The organism is Actinoplanes sp. NPDC048988 (assembly GCF_043197815.1).
Classification (GTDB): Bacteria; Actinomycetota; Actinomycetes; order Mycobacteriales; family Micromonosporaceae; genus Actinoplanes.
Map to the genome: position 1 here is coordinate 61,471 of NZ_JBICTW010000018.1, position 23,171 is coordinate 84,641.

Annotated in this window: 21 protein-coding genes; 8 read left to right on the top strand and 13 right to left on the bottom strand. The window is 71.6% G+C overall.

What is annotated here, in order from left to right:
- The first annotated feature begins 86 nt into the window (after positions 1 to 86).
- A complete protein-coding gene (locus ACGFJ7_RS38225) occupies positions 87 to 2,183 on the top strand; it encodes an alkaline phosphatase family protein (protein ID WP_360246254.1) in 2,097 nt (698 codons plus the stop codon).
- A gap of 6 nt (positions 2,184 to 2,189) precedes the next feature.
- Positions 2,190 to 3,281 carry a hypothetical protein gene (locus ACGFJ7_RS38230; protein ID WP_360246256.1) on the top strand — a complete coding sequence of 364 codons (1,092 nt, stop codon included), beginning with the start codon at positions 2,190 to 2,192 and terminating at the stop codon, positions 3,279 to 3,281.
- Here ACGFJ7_RS38230 and ACGFJ7_RS38235 read toward each other — a convergent pair.
- On the bottom strand, positions 3,278 to 4,075 hold the full coding sequence (locus ACGFJ7_RS38235; RefSeq protein ID WP_360246258.1) for an SDR family NAD(P)-dependent oxidoreductase: 798 nt from the start codon (positions 4,073 to 4,075) through the stop codon (positions 3,278 to 3,280). The genes ACGFJ7_RS38230 and ACGFJ7_RS38235 overlap by 4 nt on opposite strands.
- 94 nt (positions 4,076 to 4,169) lie before the next feature.
- Here ACGFJ7_RS38235 and ACGFJ7_RS38240 point away from each other — a divergent pair, with 94 nt between their 5' ends.
- A complete protein-coding gene (locus tag ACGFJ7_RS38240; protein WP_360246262.1) occupies positions 4,170 to 5,123 on the top strand; it encodes a Dyp-type peroxidase in 954 nt (317 codons plus the stop codon).
- Here the strand turns inward: ACGFJ7_RS38240 and ACGFJ7_RS38245 are convergent.
- A complete protein-coding gene (locus tag ACGFJ7_RS38245; RefSeq protein WP_360246264.1) occupies positions 5,106 to 5,732 on the bottom strand; it encodes an HAD-IA family hydrolase in 627 nt (208 codons plus the stop codon). The two genes, ACGFJ7_RS38240 and ACGFJ7_RS38245, sit on opposite strands and share 18 nt — an antisense overlap.
- Before the next feature lie 82 nt (positions 5,733 to 5,814).
- Here ACGFJ7_RS38245 and ACGFJ7_RS38250 point away from each other — a divergent pair, with 82 nt between their 5' ends.
- Positions 5,815 to 6,738, top strand: coding sequence for a hypothetical protein (locus ACGFJ7_RS38250; RefSeq protein ID WP_392646854.1), 924 nt, complete (start codon positions 5,815 to 5,817; stop codon positions 6,736 to 6,738).
- A 22-nt stretch (positions 6,739 to 6,760) separates the two neighbouring features.
- Here ACGFJ7_RS38250 and ACGFJ7_RS38255 read toward each other — a convergent pair whose 3' ends face one another.
- Together ACGFJ7_RS38255 and ACGFJ7_RS38260 are read right to left on the bottom strand one after the other, a co-directional pair.
- Positions 6,761 to 7,387, bottom strand: a complete 627-nt coding sequence (locus ACGFJ7_RS38255) for a maleylpyruvate isomerase N-terminal domain-containing protein (RefSeq protein ID WP_392646855.1) — start codon at positions 7,385 to 7,387, stop codon at positions 6,761 to 6,763.
- 26 nt (positions 7,388 to 7,413) lie between these two features.
- Positions 7,414 to 8,694 (bottom strand): NAD(P)/FAD-dependent oxidoreductase, encoded by a 1,281-nt coding sequence (locus ACGFJ7_RS38260; protein ID WP_360246270.1) that lies wholly within the window; start codon positions 8,692 to 8,694, stop codon positions 7,414 to 7,416.
- Positions 8,695 to 9,011: 317 nt separating this feature from the next.
- On the opposite strand from ACGFJ7_RS38260, the gene ACGFJ7_RS38265 reads away from it, so the two are divergent.
- Together ACGFJ7_RS38265 and ACGFJ7_RS38270 are read left to right on the top strand one after the other, a co-directional pair.
- Positions 9,012 to 9,530, top strand: a complete 519-nt coding sequence (locus ACGFJ7_RS38265) for a SigE family RNA polymerase sigma factor (RefSeq protein WP_360246272.1) — start codon at positions 9,012 to 9,014, stop codon at positions 9,528 to 9,530.
- Positions 9,527 to 10,726 carry a hypothetical protein gene (locus tag ACGFJ7_RS38270; RefSeq protein WP_392646856.1) on the top strand — a complete coding sequence of 400 codons (1,200 nt, stop codon included), beginning with the start codon at positions 9,527 to 9,529 and terminating at the stop codon, positions 10,724 to 10,726. The genes ACGFJ7_RS38265 and ACGFJ7_RS38270 overlap by 4 nt, the downstream gene beginning before the upstream one ends.
- Here ACGFJ7_RS38270 and ACGFJ7_RS38275 read toward each other — a convergent pair whose 3' ends face one another.
- The 6 genes from ACGFJ7_RS38275 to ACGFJ7_RS38300 form a co-directional block, all read right to left on the bottom strand.
- Positions 10,727 to 11,362 (bottom strand): tetratricopeptide repeat protein, encoded by a 636-nt coding sequence (locus ACGFJ7_RS38275; protein ID WP_360246276.1) that lies wholly within the window; start codon positions 11,360 to 11,362, stop codon positions 10,727 to 10,729.
- Positions 11,363 to 11,381: 19 nt separating this feature from the next.
- Positions 11,382 to 12,608, bottom strand: coding sequence for a tetratricopeptide repeat protein (locus ACGFJ7_RS38280; RefSeq protein WP_360246278.1), 1,227 nt, complete (start codon positions 12,606 to 12,608; stop codon positions 11,382 to 11,384).
- Positions 12,605 to 13,549, bottom strand: coding sequence for a cyclase family protein (locus tag ACGFJ7_RS38285; RefSeq protein ID WP_360246280.1), 945 nt, complete (start codon positions 13,547 to 13,549; stop codon positions 12,605 to 12,607). The genes ACGFJ7_RS38280 and ACGFJ7_RS38285 overlap by 4 nt, the downstream gene beginning before the upstream one ends.
- Before the next feature lie 9 nt (positions 13,550 to 13,558).
- Positions 13,559 to 14,146, bottom strand: a complete 588-nt coding sequence (locus tag ACGFJ7_RS38290; protein WP_097329137.1) for a TMEM165/GDT1 family protein — start codon at positions 14,144 to 14,146, stop codon at positions 13,559 to 13,561.
- Positions 14,147 to 14,376: 230 nt separating this feature from the next.
- The gene (locus ACGFJ7_RS38295) at positions 14,377 to 15,972 is read right to left on the bottom strand and encodes an alpha/beta hydrolase (RefSeq protein WP_360246282.1); all 1,596 of its coding nucleotides are present in this window, start codon (positions 15,970 to 15,972) and stop codon (positions 14,377 to 14,379) included.
- Positions 15,973 to 16,136: 164 nt separating this feature from the next.
- Entirely contained in the window at positions 16,137 to 17,366 is a 1,230-nt protein-coding gene (locus tag ACGFJ7_RS38300) for an MFS transporter (RefSeq protein ID WP_360246285.1), read from the bottom strand.
- An 83-nt stretch (positions 17,367 to 17,449) separates the two neighbouring features.
- Between ACGFJ7_RS38300 and ACGFJ7_RS38305 the strand changes: the two genes are divergently transcribed.
- A complete protein-coding gene (locus ACGFJ7_RS38305) occupies positions 17,450 to 18,034 on the top strand; it encodes a TetR/AcrR family transcriptional regulator (RefSeq protein ID WP_360246287.1) in 585 nt (194 codons plus the stop codon).
- Positions 18,035 to 18,040: 6 nt separating this feature from the next.
- On the opposite strand, the gene ACGFJ7_RS38310 is transcribed toward ACGFJ7_RS38305, so the two are convergent.
- Positions 18,041 to 19,819, bottom strand: a complete 1,779-nt coding sequence (locus ACGFJ7_RS38310; RefSeq protein ID WP_392646859.1) for an MFS transporter — start codon at positions 19,817 to 19,819, stop codon at positions 18,041 to 18,043.
- 110 nt (positions 19,820 to 19,929) lie between these two features.
- Between ACGFJ7_RS38310 and ACGFJ7_RS38315 the strand changes: the two genes are divergently transcribed.
- Positions 19,930 to 20,460: a hypothetical protein gene (locus ACGFJ7_RS38315; RefSeq protein ID WP_360246291.1), complete on the top strand. Its 531-nt coding sequence runs from the start codon at positions 19,930 to 19,932 to the stop codon at positions 20,458 to 20,460.
- Here the strand turns inward: ACGFJ7_RS38315 and ACGFJ7_RS38320 are convergent.
- Together ACGFJ7_RS38320 and ACGFJ7_RS38325 are read right to left on the bottom strand one after the other, a co-directional pair.
- A complete protein-coding gene (locus tag ACGFJ7_RS38320; protein WP_392646861.1) occupies positions 20,450 to 22,408 on the bottom strand; it encodes a WD40 repeat domain-containing protein in 1,959 nt (652 codons plus the stop codon). The genes ACGFJ7_RS38315 and ACGFJ7_RS38320 overlap by 11 nt on opposite strands.
- Positions 22,409 to 22,492: 84 nt before the next feature.
- On the bottom strand, positions 22,493 to 22,798 hold the full coding sequence (locus ACGFJ7_RS38325; RefSeq protein ID WP_360246295.1) for a hypothetical protein: 306 nt from the start codon (positions 22,796 to 22,798) through the stop codon (positions 22,493 to 22,495).
- Positions 22,799 to 23,171 lie beyond the last annotated feature (373 nt).

Below are 23,171 nucleotides of genomic sequence, written 5' to 3' on the forward strand. Positions count from 1 at the left end.
AGCTATCCGTAGGGGGCAAACAAACCCCAAGTGATCACACTAACGAGGAGCCCGTGATTCGGCGGAAGCTGTGACATCGTTTTCCCGTGGCCATCAGCCTGCACGAGCCTCCGTCCGCCCCGGCCGCCCGCGACTGGCGGGCCGATCTGCGCGCGCTGCTCAGCTGGCGCCGGGTGCTCAACCGGCTGCGCGCCGTCCTGCGCAGCGCCCTGGTCACCTTCGTCGTCCTGACCCTCACCCTGTGGCTGATGCCGGGCGTGAACAGCAACGACATCGTCGACACGCTGGGCCTGGTGCTGGTGGTGGCCGGTGTCGGCGCCGTGCTGCGCCCGCTGCTGCTGGTCGGCATCGTGGCCCTCGGCGGCTGGGGCGCCATGCTGCTCGGCATCCTGGCCCAGATCACCGTCATCGTGGTCGCCCTCGAGATCGACCCGGCCAACCGGATCACCGGACTTCCCTCGCTGGTGCTGACCGCGATCCTGGCCATCGTCTTCGCCGCGATCGTCGACTGGATGCTGGACAGCGGCTCCGACGACACCTTCGTCCGCGAGTCCAAGCGGCTCATGCGCGGCGTGCGGCGCCGTCAGGCCCGGCTGGCCGGCGGCCCGTTCCTCTCCCTGCGCCGCCCCCGCACCGGCACCGACCCGGGTCTGCTGATGATCCAGCTCGACGGCCTCTCCGAGCCGGTCCTGCGCTGGGCCGTGCGGGCCGGCAACCTGCCCACCCTCGGGCACTGGCTGCGCTCGGGCAGCCACACCATGCGCGGCTGGCACACCGGGCTGCCGTCGACCACGCCCGCCTCGCAGGCCGGCATCCTGCACGGCGCCACCCGGCAGGTGCCGGCGTTCCGCTGGTTCGAGAAGGACACCGGCAAGCTGATGGTCACCAACCGGCCGCGCGACGCCGCCGTGCTCGAGCCGCGGCTCAGCGACGGCCGGGGCCTGCTGCGCGACGGCGGGGTCAGCATCGGCAACGCGTTCAGCGGCGACGCCGCGGTCAGCCTGCTCACGGTCAGCCACGCGGCGCTGCCGGGCCGGTCGGCGCGCGGCTGGGCGGCGTTCATGGCGTCCCCGTACGGCTTCACCCGGGCCCTGGTCCTCGGCGTCGGCGAGGTGATCACCGAGCTGCACCAGGCCCGCCTCCAGCGCCGCCGTAACCTCCAGCCCCGGGTGAGCCGGTCCGGTTCGTTCCTGGCCCTGCGGCCGGCCTCGATGCTGCTGCGTGACGTCAACGTGTCGCTGATCGCCGAGCAGATGGCCCGTGGCGCCCCGGCCGTGTACTGCGACCTGGTCGACTACGACGAGGTGGCGCACCACGCCGGCCCGGCCCGGCCCGAGTCGATGCGCCAGCTGGAAAGCCTGGACCGGATGCTCGGCGTGCTCGAACGGCTCGCCCCCGAGGCGGCCCGCCGATACCACCTGGTCGTGCTCTCCGACCACGGGCAGAGCCAGGGCGCCACCTTCAAGCAGCGCTACGGCGAGACCCTGGACGAGGTGGTCGAGCGGTTCTCGGCGCCCGACCCGGCCGACGCGCCGTCCACCCCGGCCGAGGAGGAGGCGACCAAGGAGCCCGACTTCCCCGAGCCGCCGGTCGCCCCGCTGCTGGTGGTCTCGTCCGGCAACCTCTCCCTGGTCTACCTGACCAGGTTCCCCCAGCGGCTCGACCGGGAGCAGATCGAGAGCGTCTACCCGCGCCTGATCAACGGCCTGGTCGCTCACCCCGGGATCGGCCTGGTCATCGTCCGCGACACCGACGGCCCGGTCGTGCTCGGCACCTCCGGCACCCACCGGCTCGCCGACGGCGTCGTCGAGGGCATCGACCCCTTGCTGCCGTACGGTCCCCGGGCCCGCCATGATCTGCTGCGCCACCAGGAGTCCGTGCACCTGGGCGACCTGGTGCTGATCAGCTCGGTCGACCCGGTCACCGAGGAGGTGGCGGCGTTCGAGGAACTGGTCGGCTCGCACGGCGGCCTGGGCGGCTGGCAGACCGACGCGGTGCTGGTGCACCCGGCCCGCTGGCCGATCACCCAGCCCGAGCTGGACGGGCCGGACACGATCCACCGCCAGCTCGTCGAATGGCTCTCCATGCTGGGGCTGCGCACGCAGACCCTGGCCGCCGACGACGAGCGGCACGAACTCGTGAAAGAGGAGGCGCCGAGCCTTTCCGGCACCCACGACGGTTAGGACTTTGTGCCTTTCCTCCCCTTCCTCACTGCCATGCTGGTCGGGGCCCTGCCGGCCCCGGTGACACCACGGACCGCGCCGACCTTCAACGGCGGCGTGTACGCGATCGCCCACCGCGGCGACACGGTCTACGTCGGCGGCGCGTTCACGAGCGCGTCGGCCGGAGGGAAGACCTACAAGCGGATGCGGCTGGCCGCCTTCGACGCGCGCACCGGCGACCTGCTCGACTGGGCGCCGCCGGCGGACGGCACGGTCCGCGCGCTCGCCACCACCGCCGACAGCGTCTACGCGGCCGGCGACTTTCACGAGGTCGGCGGCGAGGACCGGGACTCACTGGCCCGGATCAACCCGTCGAGCGGCGCTGTCGCGTCGTTCGCCCACGAGATCACCGGTACGGCGTACGCGCTCGGCACCGCCGGCAACCGGCTCTATCTGGGCGGCAGCTTCACCGCGGTCGACGACGAGCGGCGCGGCAACCTGGCCGCCTTCGACCTCACCACCGGGCGGCTCGACACCCGCTGGCGGCCGCTCACCGACGACACCGTGCACGCGCTCACGGTCGCCGGGCCGCGCGTCTATCTGGGCGGCGGCTTCCACATCGTCAACGGCGTCAAGGGCACGCTGCGCCTGGCCGCCGTGAGCAGCACGAGCGGGGCCGTCGACCCGGTCTTCCGCCCACGGGTGCCGGCCGAGGTCCGCGCGATAGCCGTCGACGTCTCGGGCGTGCAGGTCGCCACGGCCGGGGTGGGCGGACGGGCTTTGTCGTACGCGACCACGGGCGCCCTGCGCTGGCAGCGCGTCTTCGACGGCGACGCGGCCGCCATCGCGTCGGCCGGGGGCATCACCTACGTCGGCGGCCACTTCGACGCCATCTGCCGAACCGAACGCAACGGTGCCAAGGGCGGCTGCGTCGACGGTGCCACGCCCCGGCTCAAGCTGGCCGCGCTCACCGCCAACGGCACCCTGACGAGCTGGGGTCCCAAGGCCAACGGCGTCATCGGCGTACGGGTCCTGACCGTGCACAAGGGCACAGTCCAAGCCGGCGGTGACTTCACCACGATCGACGGCCGCGACCGCCGGCGCTTCGCGGCCTTCTAAGTCAGTCGTTTCCCGGCCCGCTGGGCGAGCTTCCAGTAGCGGGTCGGGGTCAGCCTCGCCAGCACGTCCGCGGCCCGCGCCACACCACCGATCACCAGGCGCGGGCGGCGGCGCTGAATGGCCGTGAGGATCTGGCGGGCCGCCTCCTCGGCCGGCATGGTCAGCGCCCGCTCCTCGAACTTCTCGGCCTGCGCGGCCTGCTCCCCGCCCGGGTCGCCGCCGCTGAGCCGCGCGCTGGCCGCGATGCTGGTCTTGATGCCGCCCGGGTGCACCACCGTCACGCCGACGCCGCGCGGCTCCAGCTCGTTGCGCAGGGCGTCGGTGAAGCCCCGGACCGCGAATTTGCTGGTCACGTACGCCACCTGGCCCGCCGGGGCGATCAGCCCGAAGAGGCTGGACACGTTCACCACGTGCGACCCGGGCCGGGCCAGCAACTGCGGCAGGAACGCCTTGGTCATCCGTACGACCGCATGGAGGTTGATCTCCAGCAGCCAGTCGAAATCGGCCATGCTGTTCTGCTCGAACGTGCCCATCAGGGTCACCCCGGCGTTGTTCACCAGAAGGTCGGCCCCGCCGTGGCGCGAGGCGATCTCGGCCGCCAGGTCCAGCCGGTCGCCGCCGTCGCTCAGATCGATCTCGTACGTCGACACGTCCGGCGACCCGAGCTCCCGCGCCAGTTCGGCCACCCGGGCCAGTCCGCCGGCGTCCCGGTCGACCAGCACGAGCACCGCCCGCCGCCGGGCCAGCTCATGCGTCAGCGCCGCCCCGATGCCGCTCGCCGCCCCGGTAACCACGCAGGTCCGCCCCGAAAACGCGAAGGGCCGCATCACACGTCACGCCGATCACTCATGGGGTCATTATCGGCCTACGGTCCGTAGGCTGCTGACCATGACAGCGCCCCGTTCCGTCGCTCCCACGGTCGAATCGCAGGCCGTGCTCGCGCCGCTCACCGACGCGGCGATCTTCCTGGTGATGACCGTGCGGCCGGGCGGCGAGCAGGCCGTCCGCGACCTCCTCTCCGACGTCAGCGCGCTCCAGCGCACGGTCGGCTTCCGGCTCCCGTCGGCCAAGCTCTCCTGCGTCACCGGCATCGGCTCCGAGCTGTGGGACCGGCTCTTCCCGAACGGCCCCCGCCCGGCCGAACTGCACAAGTTCCGGTCGTGGAAGGGCCCACGGCACGTCGCTCCCTCCACCCCCGGCGACCTGCTGTTCCACCTGCGGGCCGGGCAGATGGACGTGTGCTTCGAGATGGCCGCCAAGATCGCCCAGCGGCTGGCCGGCGTGGCCGACGTGGTCGACGAGACGCACGGCTTCAAGTACTTCGACGAGCGCGACCTGCTCGGCTTCGTCGACGGCACCGAGAACCCGACCGGCGCCACCGCCTCGCGGGCCGTCCTGGTCGGCGACGAGGACCCGCAGTTCGCCGGCGGCAGCTACGTCATGGTGCAGAAGTACGTACACGACATGACCGCCTGGAACGCGCTGAAGGTCGAGGAGCAGGAGGCGGCGATCGGCCGTACGAAGCTCGACAACGTCGAGATCGAGGACAAGGCCCCGAACTCGCACGTCGCCCTCAACACCGTAGACGACCCGGACGGCAACGAGCTGAAGATCCTGCGCGACAACATGCCGTTCGGCTCGATCAAGGAGGGCGAGTTCGGCACGTACTACATCGCGTACGCGTCCACTCCGGACGTTCCCGAGCTGATGCTGCGCCGGATGTTCCTCGGTGAGCCCTACGGCACGTACGACCGGATCCTCGACTTCTCGACGGCGATGACCGGTTCGCTGTTCTACGTGCCGACCGCCGACTTCCTGGACGACCTACCTGCCGCTGAGTAGCGCGGCCAGATCGGCGAGGCTGTCCAGCCGTACGTCGCCGTCGAGCCCCCGCAGGGCCGCCGTGTGCGCGCCGGCGGCCCGGGCCGCCTGCAACCCGACCTCGGCGTCCTCGACGACGACGCACGCGGAAGGGTCGACGCCGAGCAGCGCGGCGGCGCGCAGGTAGCCCTCCGGGTCGGGCTTGCCGGCGGCGATGTCGTCGGTGGTCACCAGAACCGGGGCGACGATGCCGGCGGCGCCCAGCCGGGCCTTGGCCAGACGCGTGTCGGCGCTGGTCACGACGGCCCACGGCAGGTTCCGCTCGGCGAGCACGGCCAGGACCTCGAACGCGCCCGGCGTGGCGGTGACGTCGCTGAGGTCGTCGTACTGCAACTCGAGCTGACGGGCCGAGGCGATCAGGATCGCCGCCTCCTGAAGGTGCGGAAGAAGCTTACGGACGGTGCTTTCGCTGGGCGCGCCATGAGCCATTTCGTACGCCTCGTGGCCGTCGACGCCGTACTCGGCGGCCCAGGCCAGCCAGGAACGCTCGACCGCCCCGTCCGAGGCGACGAGGGTGCCGTCCATGTCGAAGAGAACCGCCCGAACGTCGTCCGGGTTGATACCGGGCACCTAAAACCTCCACAGGCAGTACATAGTCACGCCGGTCAGTGTCCTCGGCAGCGCACGAGCGAACCGAGGGAGACCCGAGACGATGACCGTTCACGACCATTCGACCCGTTCGCCGATCACCAACTCCGATGATCACACGCCCTTCGCCGCCCCCACAGCGTCCTACCCCACAACCGGCCCCTCCGACTACGCCCCGCCCCTCTGGACGCCGCCGGAGGACCAGGGTGGTGGCGATCGCCCCGGGGGTGGCCGCAAAAACGCCAAGCTCGCCGCGGCCGGCGCGCTGGTCGCGGTGGCCGCGGCCAGCGCCGGCATCACGGCCGGCGTGATGGCCGCGACCGGCGGCGACAGCTCGGCCTCGGCCCAGGGCGGCCCGGGCGGCGGCCAGTTCCCCGGCGGCGGCTTGAATGGTGGCGGCTTGAGTGGTGGCGGAGGCACGATGGGCGGCGCCTCGGCCGCCCTGCACGGCGAGTACGTGATCTCCGACGGCAACGGCGGCTACACCACGCAGGTCACCCAGACCGGCACCGTCTCGGCCGTCAGCAGCAGTTCGCTCACCGTCAAGAGCACCGACGGCTTCAGCCAGACCTACGTGATCACCAGCGCCACGACCGTCGACAACGGCGCCGACCAGATCGCCTCGGTCGCCACCGGCCACACCGTGCGCGTCATCGCCACCAGCGCCGGCTCGAAGGCCACGGCCACCTCGATCACCGACACCAACCTGGCCGCGACGGGCACGACACAGCAGGACACCCAGGGCGGCACCCAGCAGCAGGGCGCTCAACAGGGCGGCACCCAGCAGCAGGGCGCTCAACAGAGCGGCACCCAGCAGCAGGGCGGCCAGGCGCCCGGCGGCATGCCGGGCGGTCTCCCCGGCGGCGGCCAGATGCAACAGGGCCAGACCCCAAGCGACGCAGGCACGGGAAGCGGAACCGGCGCAGGCACGGGAAGCGGAACTGGCGCGGGAACCGGAACCGGAACTGGTGCGGTGACTGGCACCTGACTTCCGGCGCGAGCGGGCGTCCTCAGAGCGCGGAGATCGACCCCGGCGCCCGCTCGCGCCGGGACAGGGCCCGGATCACGTTCAACGGCCCGTGCCGCCACGCGGCGATGCGCCCGAGCAGCTCGATCGTCGCCTCGGTGGCCGCGGCCGGCATCGGCGGCGTGGGTAGGCCCAGACTCACCGCCAGGTCGTCGGCGTGCACGACCAGTTCCATCACCCGCGTCAGCAGGAAGTCGTCGACCGTCAGGCCCCACTCCCCGAGGTCGATGACGCGCCCGGCCGGTTGCGCCGGCACCGCCGTCCGCAGCTCGGTGATCGCCGCGTCGACGTGGTCGGCGAGCTCGCCGGCCGTCGTCGCCGCGGCCGCCTGCTCGCTGCGGTTCCTGATGTCGACGTTGTCGGCGCTGTCCGGGCCCGATGTCAGCCAGTCGTTTCCGGTGAAGTGGTCAAGCACCGGAATGGCGGCGTCGCCCGGCGGCGCCGCCAGATAGGTCACGGTGTACGTGATCTGGTTGGCCAGGTGGCGGGCGACGCCACCGCAGGAGTAGCCGGTCAGCGCGCTCGGCCCGGACCACTGCTCGGACACCTCGGGCGCCCGCAGCAGCGTCGCGGCGACGTCGGCCGACTCGAGGAACGCATCTCGGATCATCAATGCAGGGTAGGCGGCGGCTCTTGCTAGGCCGACGAGCTGTCGAGCGGGACCGCGGCGCCGCGGACCAGGCCGAGCTGGACGCCCTGGCGGGGCAGGGCGGCGTCGAGCAGCCAGTCGGCCGCGACCCGGACGCGGTTGCCGGGCATCGAGAGCAGGTGGTAGCCGCGGGTCACCACCTTGGCCGGCAGGCCGGACAGGGGCAGGCCGATCGGGTTGGCCGCGGCGTCGAGGCCGCCCAGGTCGACCACGAAACCCAGGTCGTGGTGGCGGTACGGGCGGCGGCGGCCGGTGCCGTACGAGGCCGCGATGTTCTTGGCCGCGGCCGCGCCCTGCCGGGTCGCGTGCTGCGCCGTCATGCCGGTGATCTCGCCGGGGCGGGTCAGGTCGGGCACCGCGGCCGCGTCGCCGATGGCGTACACGTCGGGATGCCCGGGAATCGTGAGGAATTCGTCGACCACGAGCCGGCCGTGTTCGATCTCCAGCCCCATCTCGGCCACCAGCGGGTCGGGGCGCACGCCGACGCACCAGATCAGCGACTTGGTGGGCACGAACTCACCGGTCGAGAGGTGCACACCGTCCTGTGTGGCCTGCTTCACGCTCGTACGCAGAAGAAGCTCGACGCCCCGGGACCGCAACACGGCGTCGGACGCGTCGGCCAGGCGGCCGTCCAATGAGGGCAGCACCCGGTCGGCGGTGTCGAGCAGCAGCCAGCGCACCCGGCCCTGAAGCTCGGGCCTCTTCTTGACCAGCGCGTCGGTGTAGAGCACGCCCTGCGCCGCCACCTCGGTTCCGGTGTAGCCGGCGCCGACCACGACGAACGTGCAGCGGGCGTCGCGTTCGGCCGGGTCGGCGGCGCCGGCGGCCATCTCGATCTGGCGGATGATGTGGTCGCGCAGATATAGCGCCTCGGAGACGCCGCGGAAGCCGTGCGCGTACTCGCTCACGCCCGGCACCGGGAGCAGCTTGTTGACGCTGCCGGCCGCGATGACCAGGCGGTGGTAGCCGATCGTGCCGGTGCCGCCGTCCGGGTCGCGGTAGGTCACCGTACGGCCGTCCAGATCGAAGCCTTCGACCTCGCCCAGGACCACTTTGACGTCGGGCAGCGCGGCCGCGAGCGAGACGGTCACCCGGCGCGGTTCGAGGATGCCGGCCGCCACCTCGGGAAGCAGCGGCAGGTAGAGGAAGTAGTCGGTCGGGTTGATGACGATGATCTCGGCGCCGCCGCGGGCGAGCTTGCTCAGCGTGCGGGCCGCGGTGAAGCCGGCGAACCCGGCCCCGACGATCACTATGCGAGGGCGTGCCATGCGGGGGTCCTTCCGTCATGGGCGCCGCGCGCCCGCGTACAGACCGGTGCCCGTTCGACGCTACCGAAAACGCGCCTGATCAGGGATGTGAGCGGCATGACAACGATCGGCCGTTCGGTGGACCGCGAATTCGGCCGAACGGGTGTCGTCCGCGCACCGCCGGAATCGCGTCCTCATATGCGCCGAACGGTGCCCACACGGGGAGGCATCGAGCGGTGCGGGGGGAAGAGGGGAAAGACGTGACGACCGGGCACGCGGTGGTTGAGCCGCCTCGGTACGCTCACGTCTCCCTCGTCTCCTCGAACGGACACCCTTGGATGGACGCCCGTGAGGCCGACTACGCGCGTTTCGTCCGCGCTCGCTCACACGCGCTTCTGCGTTCGGCGTACCTTTTGACCGGGGATCAACACTTAGCCGAGGATCTGGTGCAGGAAGCGCTAGCTCGCACCCATCGCGCCTGGGCCCGTCTGGAGCGCCCAGAGCACGCCGAGGCGTACTGCCGCAAGGTCATGTACCACGCTCAGGTGTCCATCTGGCGGCGGCCGAAGGTGGCCGAGGTCTTCCCGTCCGACTTCGAACCCGATCAGCGCCGTGGCGCCGACGACCCGGCCGACGCCGCGGTCGAGCGGCTGATGCTGCGCCGGGCCCTGCTCACGCTCACCGCCAAGCAGCGGGCCGTGATCGTGCTGCGCTTCTTCGAGGACCACACCGAGGTCGAGGCGGCCCAGCTGCTCGGCGTCTCGGTCAGCACGGTCAAGACACAGACCGCGCGGGCCCTCGACCGGCTGCGCGCGCTGATGCCGGACACCCGGATGCTCCCGGAGCCGGGCCGATGAGCGACCACGATCGGCTCCGCGCCTCGCTGCACGACCTGGCCGACATCGCCGAGCCCACCGACCTGTACGACCGTGCGGTGCGGCGGTCGCGCCGGATCGGCCGCCGGGAGGCCGCGGTCGGCACCACCGCCGCGGTCGTGGTGCTGGCCGCGCTGGGCAGTGGCCTCTGGGGTCTGCCGCACGGCTCGGACGAAGAGGTGCCGTCGGCGGCCGCCGTCGCCTCGTCGCCGCCCCCGGCCACCGTCAGCCCCTCCCGGCCGGTGACCAGGGAAGCGCCCCGCCCGGCGCCGACGATGGCGACCTCGCCCGTGGCCGACGAGGTCCGCCCGCCGCATCGGGGCGGCCGGCCGAAGACCAGGGCGACCACGGCCACGCCGCTCTCGCGCACCATCACCGACCTGCCCGGCCACGCGTTCTACCGCGAGGGCGGCACGCTGGTGAAACTGTCACCGGCCGACGGCGAGACCCAGACCGTGCTGCGGGACACCACCTCGGCGGTCGGCATCTCACCGGACGGCGCCCGGGTCGCGTACGAGGAGAACGGCGCCCTGATGGTCGGCCCGGCCTCGCCCGACGGCACGCCGAAACAGGTCGCCACCGGCGTGACCTCGCCCGACCAGGCGCCGGCGTGGTCGCCGACCGGCGACCGTCTGGTGGTGACAGTCGAGTCGCCGGCCGTGCTCGACCTCGCCTCCGGTGAGATCACCCCGCTGCCCGCGGCCCTCACCGAGGGGCAGCATTTCCGCTGGTCGGGAGATGGCAGCAAGCTGGTGTACGCCACCTCGCACTGCGGCCTGGGCATCGCCGGCGCCCACGATGAGTCGGGCACCTCGGTGCCGGTCCTCGGCGACACGCAGACCGCCGACAACCCGGACGGCCTGGCCGCCTGCAAGCCGACCAGTGTGGACGCCACCGGCGAGCGGGTGACCGTCCCGTTGCAGAGCACCGGCGAGGACGCGGCCGGCACGGACGCCGCCGACGCCGTGGTCGACACGGCCACCGGCGATCTGGTGCAGCTGCCGGTTCCGGGCACCATCGTCGGCGCGGTCTTCGACGCCGACGGCAACCTGCTGGTGCGCTCCCGCGACGACGACGTCACCAGACTGTCGCTGTTCGGCCCGGACAACACGCTGAAGGTCCAGGCCACCGAGCCGGCGTCGGTCCGCGACCTCGATCTGATCGCCTACACGCGCTGATCAGCCCTTCTTGAAGAGCCGCCAGCCCTTCTTCTTGACCGTGGTCTCCCGCTCGGCCTCGCCGTTGAGCACCGCGAGGCGATGCTGGACGACCGGGTTCTCCGGCTCCATCCGCAGCGAGATCAGCAACGCCTGGCGGGCCTGGTCGACGTGGCCCATGCGCTCCAGCGCGACGCCGTGCGTGTAGTAGTAGTGCGCCTCGTTCGGGTCGAGCCCGATCGCCGTGCGGGCGGCCTGCTCGGCGTCGGCGGTGTGCCGTTCGGCCGAGAGCAGCGCCCAGGCGACCCGGTCGTGCCAGAGCGCGTTGCGCGGGTCGGCGATGACCGCCCGGTAGGCCATGGTGACCGCTTCCTCGTGCCGTCCGAGCATGGTGAGCGCGCGGCTGGCCAGCGCCAGTGGCCGCGGCTCGCCGGGATTCAGGCTGATCCCGTGGTCGGCCGCGTCCAGGGCGGCGGCCGCGTCGTCCATGGCCAGCCGCAGGCGTGCCATCAGGATCCAGGCCTCGATCGCGGACGGGTCGTCGGTCAGCACGGGCGTGAGGACGCTCACCGCCTGCTCGAGGTCGAGCTGCTCGAAGAGCATGGCCGCACGCGCCACTCCGACGGTCGGTAGCGCACGCTGGAGGTCGGGGGTCACACGGTGATATTCGGCAGATTCAGCTCACCGATGAGACTTTTCGCTTCCGTCTGATGATTGTGGCCAGGGCGGCCGCCGTACACGCGTACAGTCCCATGCCGATCCCGAGCAGGGTCAGGTCGTCCGCGCCGAGCAGGCAGAGCGTGCCGATCACCGCGCAGCCGGTCATGATGATCCACAGCGCCGGCGTGCTGAGCCCGCGCGGCACCGCGATGCCGGCCGACCGCACGTGCGCGTTCGACGCCGAGACGGTCAGCAGCCGGGCCGCGAAACCGCCCGCCGCGGCCAGCCCCAGCAGCCACCCCATCCAGGAGCGTGGGGCGACAGTCGCGGTCAGCAGCAGAACCAGGCTCACGCCGGCCAGCACCGCCGCCACCCGCTGACGGCCATAGGTCAAGACCGTGATCAGGTACGCCCGGAGCCCGCGATCCAGGCGCAGGACGAAATACGCCGCGACGCCGACCGGAGCGAGCGCCGCCGCGGCCGCGAGCAACCGCGCCCCGAACACCGAGAAATCAAGGACCCGCCACCCGACGTACGCGAGCAGGGCCAGCACGATCGCCGTGTAGACCAGGAACCGCTGAAGGGCCACGTCGAGCATGAACTTGCTGGCCTGCTGACCGGGGTCGGCCCGCAGCGCGCCGGCCAGGCCGCTCGCGCCCCGGGCCAGCCGGCCCAGCGCGAACGGGTTGCGGTGCACCACGTCGAGGGTGGCCAGCTCGTGCTGGGCGACCGCGTTGTCCGGCTCCAGGGACAGCGCATCGCGCAGCGCCCGCCGGGCCCGGTCGGTGTAGTTGAGCTGCTTCATCACCATGGCGTAGGTGATCCGGAAGTCGGCTTCCTCCGGGTCGAGCTCCACCGCCCGCCGGGCGGCGTGCTCGGCCTCGACCACCTGTGTGCCGCCGCCGAGCAGCGCCCACGCCACCCGGTTGTGCCGGTAGGCGTTCTCCGGCTCGATCCGGGCCGCCGCCCGCGCCACCGCGACCGCCTCGTCGTGCCGCTCCAGCGCGGTCAGCGACCGGCTCAGCGCGCTGAGCGCCTCGGCCGACTCCGGCGCGGTCTCCACCGCCCGGTGGGCCACCTCGTGGGCGAGCTGCGGATTCTTGAGCGCGAGCTGCGCGTGCGTCATCAGCACGAGCGCGCGCACGTTGTCCGGCTCGGCCGCGAGCACCGGCCCGAGCAGCGCCGCCGCCCCGGCCGCGTCGCCCCGCTGGAACTGCGCGGCGGCCCGGGCTATGTCGCTCATGACGGCTGCCAGCCCGCCGAACGGTTGTGGTCGTGCGCCTCGAAGAAAGGCACCTGCGCGTACGCCCGGACCGGGAACGTGCCGACCGCGGTGATCCGGGGCGGCGCCGCCGTGAACCGGGCGCCGTGCGGCGGAAGGTTCTCCAAGCCGGTCAGGTGCTCGACGATCGGGATGTTCGCGGCCAGCAGCACGGTGTGCGCCGGCCGCTCCCCGGCCGCCGCGTCGCCGATGTCGTCGATGTTCACCGCGTCGATGCCGACCAGCGCGGCCCCCCGCTCGACCAGCAGCGCGGCCGCCTCACCGGTCAGGTAGGGCGCGCCGGCCGCGTACTCCGGAGTGCCCCAGCCCTTGTCCCCACCGGTGTGCAGCAGCACCGCGTGCCCGGCCACCGTCAGCGGCTCCAAGTCGTCCACGGTGACCGCCCGCCGGCCGCTGCCGGCCGTGCGGACCACGACCGCGGGCAGGTCGGCCAGGCGTTCCAGGGGCAGACCGGCCAGGTCGGTCCCACCCTCGTAGCGGTGCCGGGGCGAGTCGAGGTACGTGCCGGTCTGGCCGACCATCTCGATCCGCTCCATGCTGAACTCGGTGCCCTCGGCGTACCGCGAACGCGAGTCGGCCCAGGTCAGGTGGGCCGAGACGGCCGGGCCGGGCAGGCCCGGATAGGTCGTCATCCCGGCCTCGATGACGTGGCTCAGCTCGACGAACCGGGTCCGGCCCCGGCCCGGCTCGCCCGCCACCGAGGCCGGCTCGCCGAACACACGTACCCCGGTCAGCTCGACCCGCTCCACGTCACGCAGCCCGAGCGAGCGGACCAGCAGCGCCTCTATCTCGGCCGTGGTCACGTCGGCGTGCGGCACATCCACCCGCAGCCCCTCGGCCCGCAGGCCGCCGCCGGTGGTGAGGGTCACGGCGGCGGTCACTTCCGCCCGGTACTGGAGCACGGTGATCCCCTATCGCAGCTCGATGATCGCTTCCACGATCAACCAGATGCCGAAGATAGCGAACAGGACGGCCGCGCCCCACTTGATGGCCTTCTCGGGCAGATGACGACCGAGCATCCGGCCCACCAGGATGGCCAGCGCGTCGGCCGCGACCATACCGACCGTCGAGCCCAGCCAGGTGCCGAACCAGCCGTGCTGGGTGGCCAGCGTGATCGTGGCCAGCATGGTCTTGTCGCCCAGTTCGGCCAGGAAGAACGCGCCGCCGACGGCGATGATGGCCGACTTGGTGGTGCGCTCGGCCTTGGTCTTCTCCTCGTCGGTCAGCTTGTCCCCGCGCAGCGTCCAGGCGCCGAAGGCGAGGAAGGCGATGCCGGCGACCAGCGAGATCCAGCCGGTCGGCAGCGTGGCACCGAGCCCGTAGCCGATGCCGACCGACACGGCGTGCACCACGGCGGTGGCCACGGTGATGCCGATCAGCACCGGCACGGGCTTGAAGCGCGTCGCGAAGGTCAAGGCCATGAGCTGCGACTTGTCGCCCAACTCGGCCACGAAGATGACAGCGAAACTCAGCGCCGTCGCGGCGAGGAAACCATCCACTGAAAATGCTCCCGGTATCTGATGACCGGGGCGAAGCTGCTCAGGGCGACCTCGACCCGGCCGTCGTCAAAACAGCCATGGCCGAAGGTCTCGCTCGCCTCATGGAGGCCGCGCGGCCGGACCTTTTGAACAAAGATCAGTATGTCGACCGCGACATTGGGAGCTACTCCCCTTCGCGAACACGAGCATAGGCCACGGCCCCGGCGATTCCGCCGGGGCCGTGGCGCATCTCATCGTTCGCGGGTCAGCTCGAGTCTTTCGGCGTACGCGGGAGCGCGCTTCGCCGCGGGTCCGAGCGCGCTCGGCGCCGGCGGCTGGATCGGCTTGCAGCGCTTGTCCGACCGCTCACCCCGTACACGCTGGGGAAGCGCGCCCGTGGCCAGATAGTCGGCGATGGTCTCGTCGACGCACTTGTTGCCGAACAGCGAACCCGAGTGGGTGGTGCCGCCGACCCCCTCGATCAGCACCGAGCGCGGGAACCGCTTACGCACCTCGAGGCTGCCGCTGAACGGCGTGGCAGCGTCCATCGTCTCGCTGACCAGCAGAATCGGCGGAGCGCTCTCCCCCGAGACGGTGATCGGGACGCCCGGCTCGGCCGCCCACGACCGGCACGGCGCGTTGTACCAGGCGTTGCCCCACGTCTCGAACGGCGCCTTGCGGTGCACCTCCCAGTTGTCCGAGGTCCACTTGGCCCAGCTCTGCGGCCAGGCCACATCGGTGCACTGGGTGGCCAGGTAGATCGCGTACCCGTTGTCGCCGCCGGCGGTCTGCGGGTTGTTGTCGTCGTACAGCTTGCGCAGGCCGGTGGCGTCCCGCTTGTGCACCCAGGCGCTGAACGAGCGGGCGATCTCGGCCCAGCCGAACACGTAGTAGCCGGCCTGCAGGAAGACGTCGGTCAGCTCGGACGGGCCGATCACCCCGCCGGCCGGCTTCGCGGTGAGCTTGCGCTGCTCGACGTCGAAGCGCCGCTGCACCTCACGGGCGGTCGTGCCGAGCTTGTAGACCTTGTCGTTCTTGGCCACCCAGGCGAAGTAGACCTTGATGTTCTTGTCGAACGCGAGGTCCTGATCCAGGTTCGAGTCGTACCAGACCCGGGCCGGGTTCACATTGCCGTCGAGCACCATCCGCCGCACCCGCTCCGGGTAGCGGGTGGCATAGACCTGGCCCAGGTACGTGCCGTACGAGAAGCCGTAGTAGTTGATCTGCCGTTCGCCCAGCGCCTGCCGCAGGCTGTCCATGTCCCGCACGGTGTCGAGCGTCTTCAGGTGATCGAGGAGCCGGCCGCCGGCCTTGGCACAGTCCTTGGCGTAACGCTCGGCCCGCTGGAGCCACTGCCGCTCGATCTGGGCGGAAGTCGGCACGTACGGCGGCCGGTCGTACCCCGCGTAGTCACTGTCGCAGCTCAGCGCCGGCTTGCTCTCGCCGACCCCGCGCGGGTCGAAACCGATCCAGTCGTACGCGTCACCGGCCTTCTTCGGCACCAGCGACCCGAGAATCGACAGGCCACGCCCCTTGCCGCCCGGCCCGCCCGGGTTGACCAGCACGACACCCTGGTACTTGGAGGAGGGCACGGTGTGCTTGATCCGCGAGACGGCGAGCTGAACGGTCGCGCCATCCGGCTTCTGATAATCCATCGGCACGGTGAGGAAGCCGCACTCCGCCTTACGCGCGGCCAGCGTCGGATCGGAGCAGGCCGTCCACTTGATCGGCTGGGCACTGCGGGAGTACCCGGAACGCGCACTGCGCTCGTCGGCCCGAGCGCCGCTCGCCGCAAGCCCCGTCGCCACCAAGGCGATGGTGGTGGCCGCCGCCAGAAGATTTCTCATGCCTGCCTCTCGTGTCCGGTTCGCCCCCATATGCTGAGGTGTGGGCGCCCCACAGGGGCACTGCCCACGCCGGGGAACCACGAAAGAAGCGCCCGAGTAACGCGAAACGCTCGGCCGGGAAACCCAGCCGAGCGTTGACGCCGCGATGACCCCGAATCCGCCCGTCAGACGGTGACGGCGCGCCGATTGCGCAAGTGCTGGGCGGCCAGCGCGAGCGCCCCCAGGACCGCCACCACGATGCCGTAGACGACCGCCGTGGTCTGCAGGCCGGCCGACGTGGCCGCGAAGCCGGCGATCACGGCCGGGACGCTGAAGGCGATGTACGCGATGACCAGCGCCACCGACAGCAGTTTGCCCCGCTCGTGCGGGTCGGCCAGGACGGCCAGGGTGCCGAAGGACGCGAGGGCCGAGGCGCCGAACCCGACGCCCGAGATCACCGTGCCGATGGCCGCCACGATCACCTGGTCGGCTTCGACGCCGACCACTGCCACGACCGCGCCCACGGTCAGCAGGCTGGCCGCGATGGCCAGGACCCGCGGGGTGGGCAGGCGGCGCATGAAGTACGAGGTCACGGCGCCGGTGCCGCACAGCAGGGTGACGACCAGGCCGCCGATCAGGTGGCTGCCGAGGTGGAACACGCCGGCCGCCACGGACGGGCCGAGGGACAGGTAGAGGCCGCCGATGGCCCAGCTCGCCACGATGATCGGCACCAGGGCGAACACGTCGGCGCGGAGCCGGGCCGGGATGCCCAGCTTGGGGGCCATCGAGGCGGCGGCGCCGGGGCGGCGGGCCGAGGTCTCGGGGATGCGCAGCACGACCAGGCCGGCGATCACCATGGCGCCGAGCAGGAGGGCCCAGACGAAGTGGGTGGGCGCGGGCGCGTACTGCACCAGAGCGCCGGCCCCGAGTGCGCCCAGCGCGAGCCCCGCGCTGGGGACGATGCCGTTGACCAGGCCGGCCCGGCCGGGCGCGTGCGGCGGGTTGAGGTCGACCAGGGCGGCGCCGAGCGTCGTCATGGCGGCGCCGGTGGCGATGCCCTGCAGGAAGCGGGCCGCGGCCAGGACGCCGACGTCGCCGGCGGTGAGGAACAGGATGAGTGAGACGACCTCGAGCGCGATCGCGGCGGCCAGCACCGGGCGGCGGCCGAGGTGGTCGGAGAGGGCGCCGAGGGTCAGCAGGGCGCCGACGAGACCGACCACGTAGATCGCGAAGACGATCGTGAGCGTGGTCGCGGAGAAATTCCAGAGGTGCTGATAGACCACGTAGAGCGGGGACGGCGCGGCGGACGCCGAGGTGAAGGTCAGGAAGATCGCGGCGATCGCCGCGAAGGCCAGCGGCCGCGAGAAGTGGCGGCTGCGCGTGATGGCGGGCGGGGCTTCGGCTACGGCGGTCATGCGCGGGTCCTTACCAGATTATGAACAGACAGGTCTGTCTGATGGCACGAGAGTAGACAGACCTGTCTGGTATCGTCAACCTCATGTCCGCCGCATCACTCCCCACCGCGCGTAAGCCATCCGCGCGGGAACGACTCCTTACCGCCGCCGACGAGCTGTTCTACGCCGAGGGCATCCACACGGTCGGCATCGACCGGATCATCGAGCGGGCCGGCGTCGCCAAGGCCTCGCTCTACAGCACCTTCGGCAGCAAGGACGAGCTGGTCCGGGCCTACCTGGAGGGCCGGCACGAGATTCGCCGCACCCGGATGCTCAAGGGGCTTGAGAGGTACGAGGACCCGCGCGACCGGGTGCTCGGCGTCTTCGAGGTGCTCGACGAGCTGGCCGGCACCCCCGGCTTTCGCGGCTGCGCGTTCTACAACGCGAACGCCGAGGGCACACCGGGCGGCCCGGCCCTGGAGGTCGCCGACGCCACCCGGGCCTGGATGCGCGGCCTGTTCGTCGAGCTGGCCCGCGACGCCGGCGTCAAGGACCCGGCCGCGTTCGCCGCCCAGATGGTCGTCCTCTACGACGGCGCGTCGGTCGGCGCCAAGATGGACCGCCCCTCGATGTCCCCCAAGGTCGCCCGCGGCATGGCCGAAATCCTCCTGGCCGCCGCCACCGCCTGAGGAGAATCAGCGATCCCGGCGCGGCTCGGTGACGAGGGGCTCGGCGATGGCGGTCGCCGGGTTGAGGGGCTGAGCCTCGGCGTACTCGGCCTGGACCTCGGCCTCGTGGGCGATGAACGAGGCCGGGGCCGGGGCCGGTTTGCCGCGCAGGAGCGAGGCCAGGGCGCCTACCACCGACATGGCGATCGCCAGCCAGAAGACGATGACCAGGCCGTCGTGGAACGGGCCGGAGATGAGCTGCGGGAAGAAGTCCAGGCCGGTCAGGCGGGACGCGTTCGCCGGCGGCAACGAGTTCAGCGTCTGCTGCCCCAGCAGCTCGCCGATCGGGTTGTAGCCGAGGAACGCCGCGAACAGGGTGCCCACCGGCGGGGTCGCCGCGACCTGGGCCGCCGTGTCGGCCGGGACGCCCTGGGCCGTCAGGCCGCTGCTCAACGTGCCGGGCAGCGATGAGGCCAGGCCGGCGACCATCAGCGAGAAGAAGACGCCGATCGAGAGCACCTGGCCCGCGTTCTGGAAGGTCGCCCGCATGCCCGAGGCCGCGCCGCGCATGTCGGCCGGGACGCTCGACATGACCAGCGACGTGTTCGGCGCCGCGAACAGGCCGCCGCCCAGGCCGTTGACGAAGATGAGCAGCGCGAAGACCACGTAGTTGAAGTTGCTCGGCAACAGCAGCAGGCCGCCGAAGGACACCGCCATCACCAGCAGGCCGCCGGTGGCGAACGGCCGGGGGCCGAACCGGTCCGACAGCGTCCCGGCCAGCGGGCCGGCGGCCAGGAAGCCGATCGTCAGCGGCACCAGGTAGATGCCGGCCCACAGTGGGGTGGACTCGTAGTCGTACCCGTGCTGCGGCAGCCAGATGCCCTGCAACCAGATGATCAGCATGAACTGGAGGCCGCCGCGGGCGATGCTGGCCAGCAGGTTGGCCAGGTTGCCGCTGAGGAACGACAGGTTCCGGAACAGCCCGAGCGGGAACATCGGCTCGGCCACCCGGGTCTCGATCAGCCCGAACACCACGAGCACGATCGCGCCGCCGATCAGGCCGGTCAGCACCCACGGGCTGGTCCAGCCCATCGTGTGCCCGCCGTACGGCTGGATCCCGTACGTGATCGCGGCCAGAACGGCCGTGAGGCCGACCGCGAAGGTCGCGTTGCCCCACCAGTCGATCTTCGCTTTGCGGCGGACGCCGGTGTCGTGCAGCGAGCGGTACGCCCAGACCGTGCCGACCACGCCCAGGGGGATGTTGACCCAGAAGACCGAGCGCCAGTCCCACTCGGCCAGCACGCCGCCCGCCACCAGGCCGATGAAGGAGCCGGCCAGCGCCGAGACGATGTTGACGCCGAGGGCCATGCCGCGCTGCCGGGCCGGGAAGGCGTCGGTGATGATCGCGGCCGAGTTGGCCATCAGCATGGCGCCGCCGATCGCCTGGACGACCCGCCAGCCGATCAGCCAGAGCGCGCCACCGCCACCGTCGAACGGGTCGAGCGACAGCACGACCGAGGTGACGGTGAAGATCGCGAATCCGGCGTTGTAGATCCGCACCCGCCCGTACATGTCGCCGAGCCGGCCCAGCGTGACCACCAGGACCGCGGTGACCAGCATGTAGCCGATCAGCATCCACAGCAGGTAGCTGACGTTGCCGGGCTCGAGCGGGTTGATGTCGATGCCCTTGAAGATCGCCGGGAGCGAGATCAGCACGATCGACGAGTTGATCGTCGCCAGCAGCGTTCCGAGGGTGGTGTTCGAGAGCGCGACCCATTTGTAGCGCGGATGGTCCGAGGTCAGCATCACGAGAGAATTTATATCACGTGCTTATGGAGGCGGCGGCCGAAGAATTCGCCCGTACGTGCCCGGGCGTCCACCACGCCGCAATGCGCCCGGAATGTCACCATGCAGGTATGGGTGAGCAGACACTCTGCACGGCTCGAGACTCCTGGCTGCACCCCCACCTGGGCGCCACCACCAGCGGTGGCCCGGCCCCGCGCGAGTACGTGGTCGCCCTGCGCCACGTGGCGCTGACGCTCGGCGCGGACCCGCGCTGGCGCTCCTGGTGGAGGCAGTCCGGCCTGTCCGCGTGCGAGCTCGGCATCGTCGCCGAGGGCCCGCTCGACCATCCGCGCCCGAGCGCCGACATCCGCCGCCTCGACGACCGCCTCCAGGCCAACTTCACCTGCGCGCTGCCCGCCCGCGCCCCCGTGGAGGACTGCTCCGAGCTGGCCACCCGCACCGCGACCGGCGAGATCCGGGCCATGTTCGAGGTGATCCGTCAGGCCCTGACCATGCCGGCCCTGCCGCCGACCCCGCCGGTGCCCGACCTGCCGTCCGACGTCCCCGACGTCCCGGTCACCACCAAGCACCTGCCCGACGTCGTCGGCGACGACCCCGAGCACATCACCCTCACTCAGATCGAGGAGTTCTTCACTTCGTGAAGGTGAAGTAGCGGTAGGCGCCGTACGTCGTGGCGTTCACCGTGTCACCGGAGGTGCCCCGCAGATAGGCGGCCCGCACGCGGTAGCGCACTCCGGTCGTGTGGGCGCCGGTGAGCGTGTAGGCCGCCTTGCCCGCGGCGCTGAGCTTCACGTCGACGTTGCGCCAGGCCGCCCACTTGCCGTTGCGCAGCACCTCGAACTGGAGCCGTTCCTTGCGGCCCGGGTACGGCGTCATCGTCGTGCTGAACAGCGGGTGGACGGTCTTGCGGTAGTACGCGGTCGGCAGACTGCCGAGCTTGGCCGTCTTGTACTGGCGCGAGTTGGTGAGCGACACCGCGACCCGCGTGTAGACCAGCCTCGCCGGGCTCGACACCGGGGTGTACCAGGCGTCCCCGGCGTACTTGGCGATCAGCGCGGTGGTACGGGTCAGCTTGACCGGAGTCGTCAGGACGCCGTAGGCATCGACCTTGGCGTTGCGCAACAGCCGCGGCGGCTCCGCCCCCGCCGGGTCGGCCCAGATGGCGACCGTCCGGTTGCGCAGGTTCTGATCGAGCAGCGCGGTGACGGTGACCGTCGAGCCGTAGGCGGCGCTCGACGGCGCCAAGACCTGGAGGGCGGGCGTCGAGCGGGCCACTGTGATCGACACCTGGGCCGAGGAACCGGCGGCCACCCCGGACCCGCGGTACGTCACCTTGTAGGTGACCGTGCCGCCGACCGGCGGGTAGTCGGAGAAGGAGAAGTACAGGTTGGAGTCGGTGACCACCTGCGGGAGGGAGCGGCCCGAGGGCGACTCGGCGTCGGTCCGGGTCACGTCGAGGCCCGCGACGGCCTCACCGATCGGGCCCGAGGCGTTGAGCCGGCCGGAGATCTCGACGGGGGTGTCGCGCTTGGCGGCGGCCGGTGTCGCCTTCAGGGAGATCGCCGTGGTGACCGGTTCGAAGAACACGTGCAGCTCGTAGGAGCCATACCAGTCGTGGGTGACGGCGAAGAGACGCGAGCCGCCCGGCTGCCAGACGAGCCGGTCGGCCTTGTCCTCGTACAGGTCGAAACTGCCGTGCATTTCGTCGAGCCCGGCCGCGAAGAGGATGACGCGGTTGTCGTCGTAGCTGATCGCGGCCCGGCCGCCGTCCGGGTGCACGCCGAGGGCCGTCGCGCCGCAGTAGCCGCCGTGCATCGACACGCGCCGCGCCGGGTCCGAGGCCGGCGCCACGAAGGTCGAGCAGGGTCCGCCCACGCCGAGGATCTGGGAGCCGTCCCGGGACAGCTCGACGTCGGCGACCGGTCCCGGCGCCGCGGTGGTGGACGCGATCTCGGCCGGCACGCCGTCGGCGACGTCGTAGACCCAGGTGTTCCCCTGAGTCGTCGCGTCGCTCGACACGTCGGTGGCGACGAGCCGGCCGGGCGCGCCGGCGGCGGTGAGCAGCCGCGGCGCCTCGTGCGGCGACCCGTCCGCGGTGAAGAAGTTGCGCCGGAAGGTCCCGCCGGGCAGGTCCAGAGCGCCGAGGGCGCCCCGGGAGTTCGCCGTTCCGAAGTCGTATCCGACGAACAGCGTCCCGCCGGCGACGGCCAGGGTCCGGGGGAACGCGGCCACGTTGATGAAGTGCCGCCCGGTCTCGGTCATGGTCGCGGCGTCGAAGGCGACGATGGAGTGCGCGTCGGCCACCGCCGCGTACACCGTCTTCCCGTCGGGCGAGAGCACGAGGTCGCCGATCCCGGCCAACCCGGACCGTACGGCCTTCGTGGCGGCCCGGTAGTCGGTGACGACGATGGTGCCGCTCTTGGCGTCACTGATCAGGACCTGCTGACGGGCCGGGTCGACCAGCACGTCGCTGACCCCGGTGATCCGCAGCGATCCCCCGGGCGAGGCGGCGGCCGGGCCGCTGGAGGCGCCGGCCGCGACAAGGGTGGTCGCGGCGACGAGGACAGAAGTGAGGGCAGCGCGAAGCATGATGGGACTCCCGTGAATCCCGCGCTCGGCAAGACAGCGGCGCGGCCGCGACAGCGTACGACAAAGATCCACAGCGGTCGAGGCCTAATAGGTCAGAGCTACCAGGTCGCGGAGCTGGGCCAGCGCGTCCCGTTTGGCCGGCGAGTCGGGCAGCTCCCGCTGGGCCGCGGCGACCAGGCCCGAGCGCAGCAGGGCGTAGATCTCCCGCTGACCCTCCTCGGGGAGGTCGGGTATCCAGAGGCTGCCGAGATTCTCCGTGACCACCATGCGGAGCCAGTCGGCCGTCTTCGGGTCGCCGATCCTCGGTATGAGGAACTCCAGCGTCCATTCGAAGAGGCCACCCGTCGACTGCCAGTCCATGCCCGGCCGGACCATGATGAGAGCCGCCATTGCTGCCGCCCCAGGATGAAGACGCGCGGAGCCAGTCCGCGCTCCGCGATGAACCGTTCAATGCGGGCCACCTGGTCCGGGGTGAAGCGTGAGACGTCCACCGGTACCAGGTCGGCCTTCCTCAGGTGCAGCACGATCTGCAAGGAGAATCGCGCCCATTGCTGGTCGAACCTGTGGGCCGCGAACGGTCCCACGGCGTCGTAGGAGAGACCGTGCTGGTCGAACCAGTCGGCGCGGCAGCCGGGCCGGGCCCGGGTCAGCCGTACGCCGAGCTCGCTCTCGATCCGCAGCGCGGTCTCCGATTCGTTGGCCCGATAGCGGCCGGTGGCCGGGTCCATGCCGAGCGCACGGATCCGTCGCAACTCGCGCAGCG

Bases quoted from the DNA above. Each gene is read 5' to 3' on its own strand.
- ACGFJ7_RS38240 (WP_360246262.1), top strand. From the start codon at position 4,170: ATGACAGCGCCCCGTTCCGTCGCTCCCACGGTCGAATCGCAGGCCGTG.
- ACGFJ7_RS38250 (WP_392646854.1), top strand. From the start codon at position 5,815: ATGACCGTTCACGACCATTCGACCCGTTCGCCGATCACCAACTCCGAT.
- ACGFJ7_RS38255 (WP_392646855.1), bottom strand. From the start codon at position 7,387: ATGATCCGAGATGCGTTCCTCGAGTCGGCCGACGTCGCCGCGACGCTG.
- ACGFJ7_RS38260 (WP_360246270.1), bottom strand. From the start codon at position 8,694: ATGGCACGCCCTCGCATAGTGATCGTCGGGGCCGGGTTCGCCGGCTTC.
- ACGFJ7_RS38265 (WP_360246272.1), top strand. From the start codon at position 9,012: ATGGACGCCCGTGAGGCCGACTACGCGCGTTTCGTCCGCGCTCGCTCA.
- ACGFJ7_RS38270 (WP_392646856.1), top strand. From the start codon at position 9,527: ATGAGCGACCACGATCGGCTCCGCGCCTCGCTGCACGACCTGGCCGAC.
- ACGFJ7_RS38280 (WP_360246278.1), bottom strand. From the start codon at position 12,608: ATGAGCGACATAGCCCGGGCCGCCGCGCAGTTCCAGCGGGGCGACGCG.
- ACGFJ7_RS38295 (WP_360246282.1), bottom strand. From the start codon at position 15,972: ATGAGAAATCTTCTGGCGGCGGCCACCACCATCGCCTTGGTGGCGACG.
- ACGFJ7_RS38300 (WP_360246285.1), bottom strand. From the start codon at position 17,366: ATGACCGCCGTAGCCGAAGCCCCGCCCGCCATCACGCGCAGCCGCCAC.
- ACGFJ7_RS38305 (WP_360246287.1), top strand. From the start codon at position 17,450: ATGTCCGCCGCATCACTCCCCACCGCGCGTAAGCCATCCGCGCGGGAA.
- ACGFJ7_RS38310 (WP_392646859.1), bottom strand. From the start codon at position 19,819: ATGCTGACCTCGGACCATCCGCGCTACAAATGGGTCGCGCTCTCGAAC.
- ACGFJ7_RS38315 (WP_360246291.1), top strand. From the start codon at position 19,930: ATGGGTGAGCAGACACTCTGCACGGCTCGAGACTCCTGGCTGCACCCC.
- ACGFJ7_RS38320 (WP_392646861.1), bottom strand. From the start codon at position 22,408: ATGCTTCGCGCTGCCCTCACTTCTGTCCTCGTCGCCGCGACCACCCTT.
- ACGFJ7_RS38325 (WP_360246295.1), bottom strand. From the start codon at position 22,798: ATGGCGGCTCTCATCATGGTCCGGCCGGGCATGGACTGGCAGTCGACG.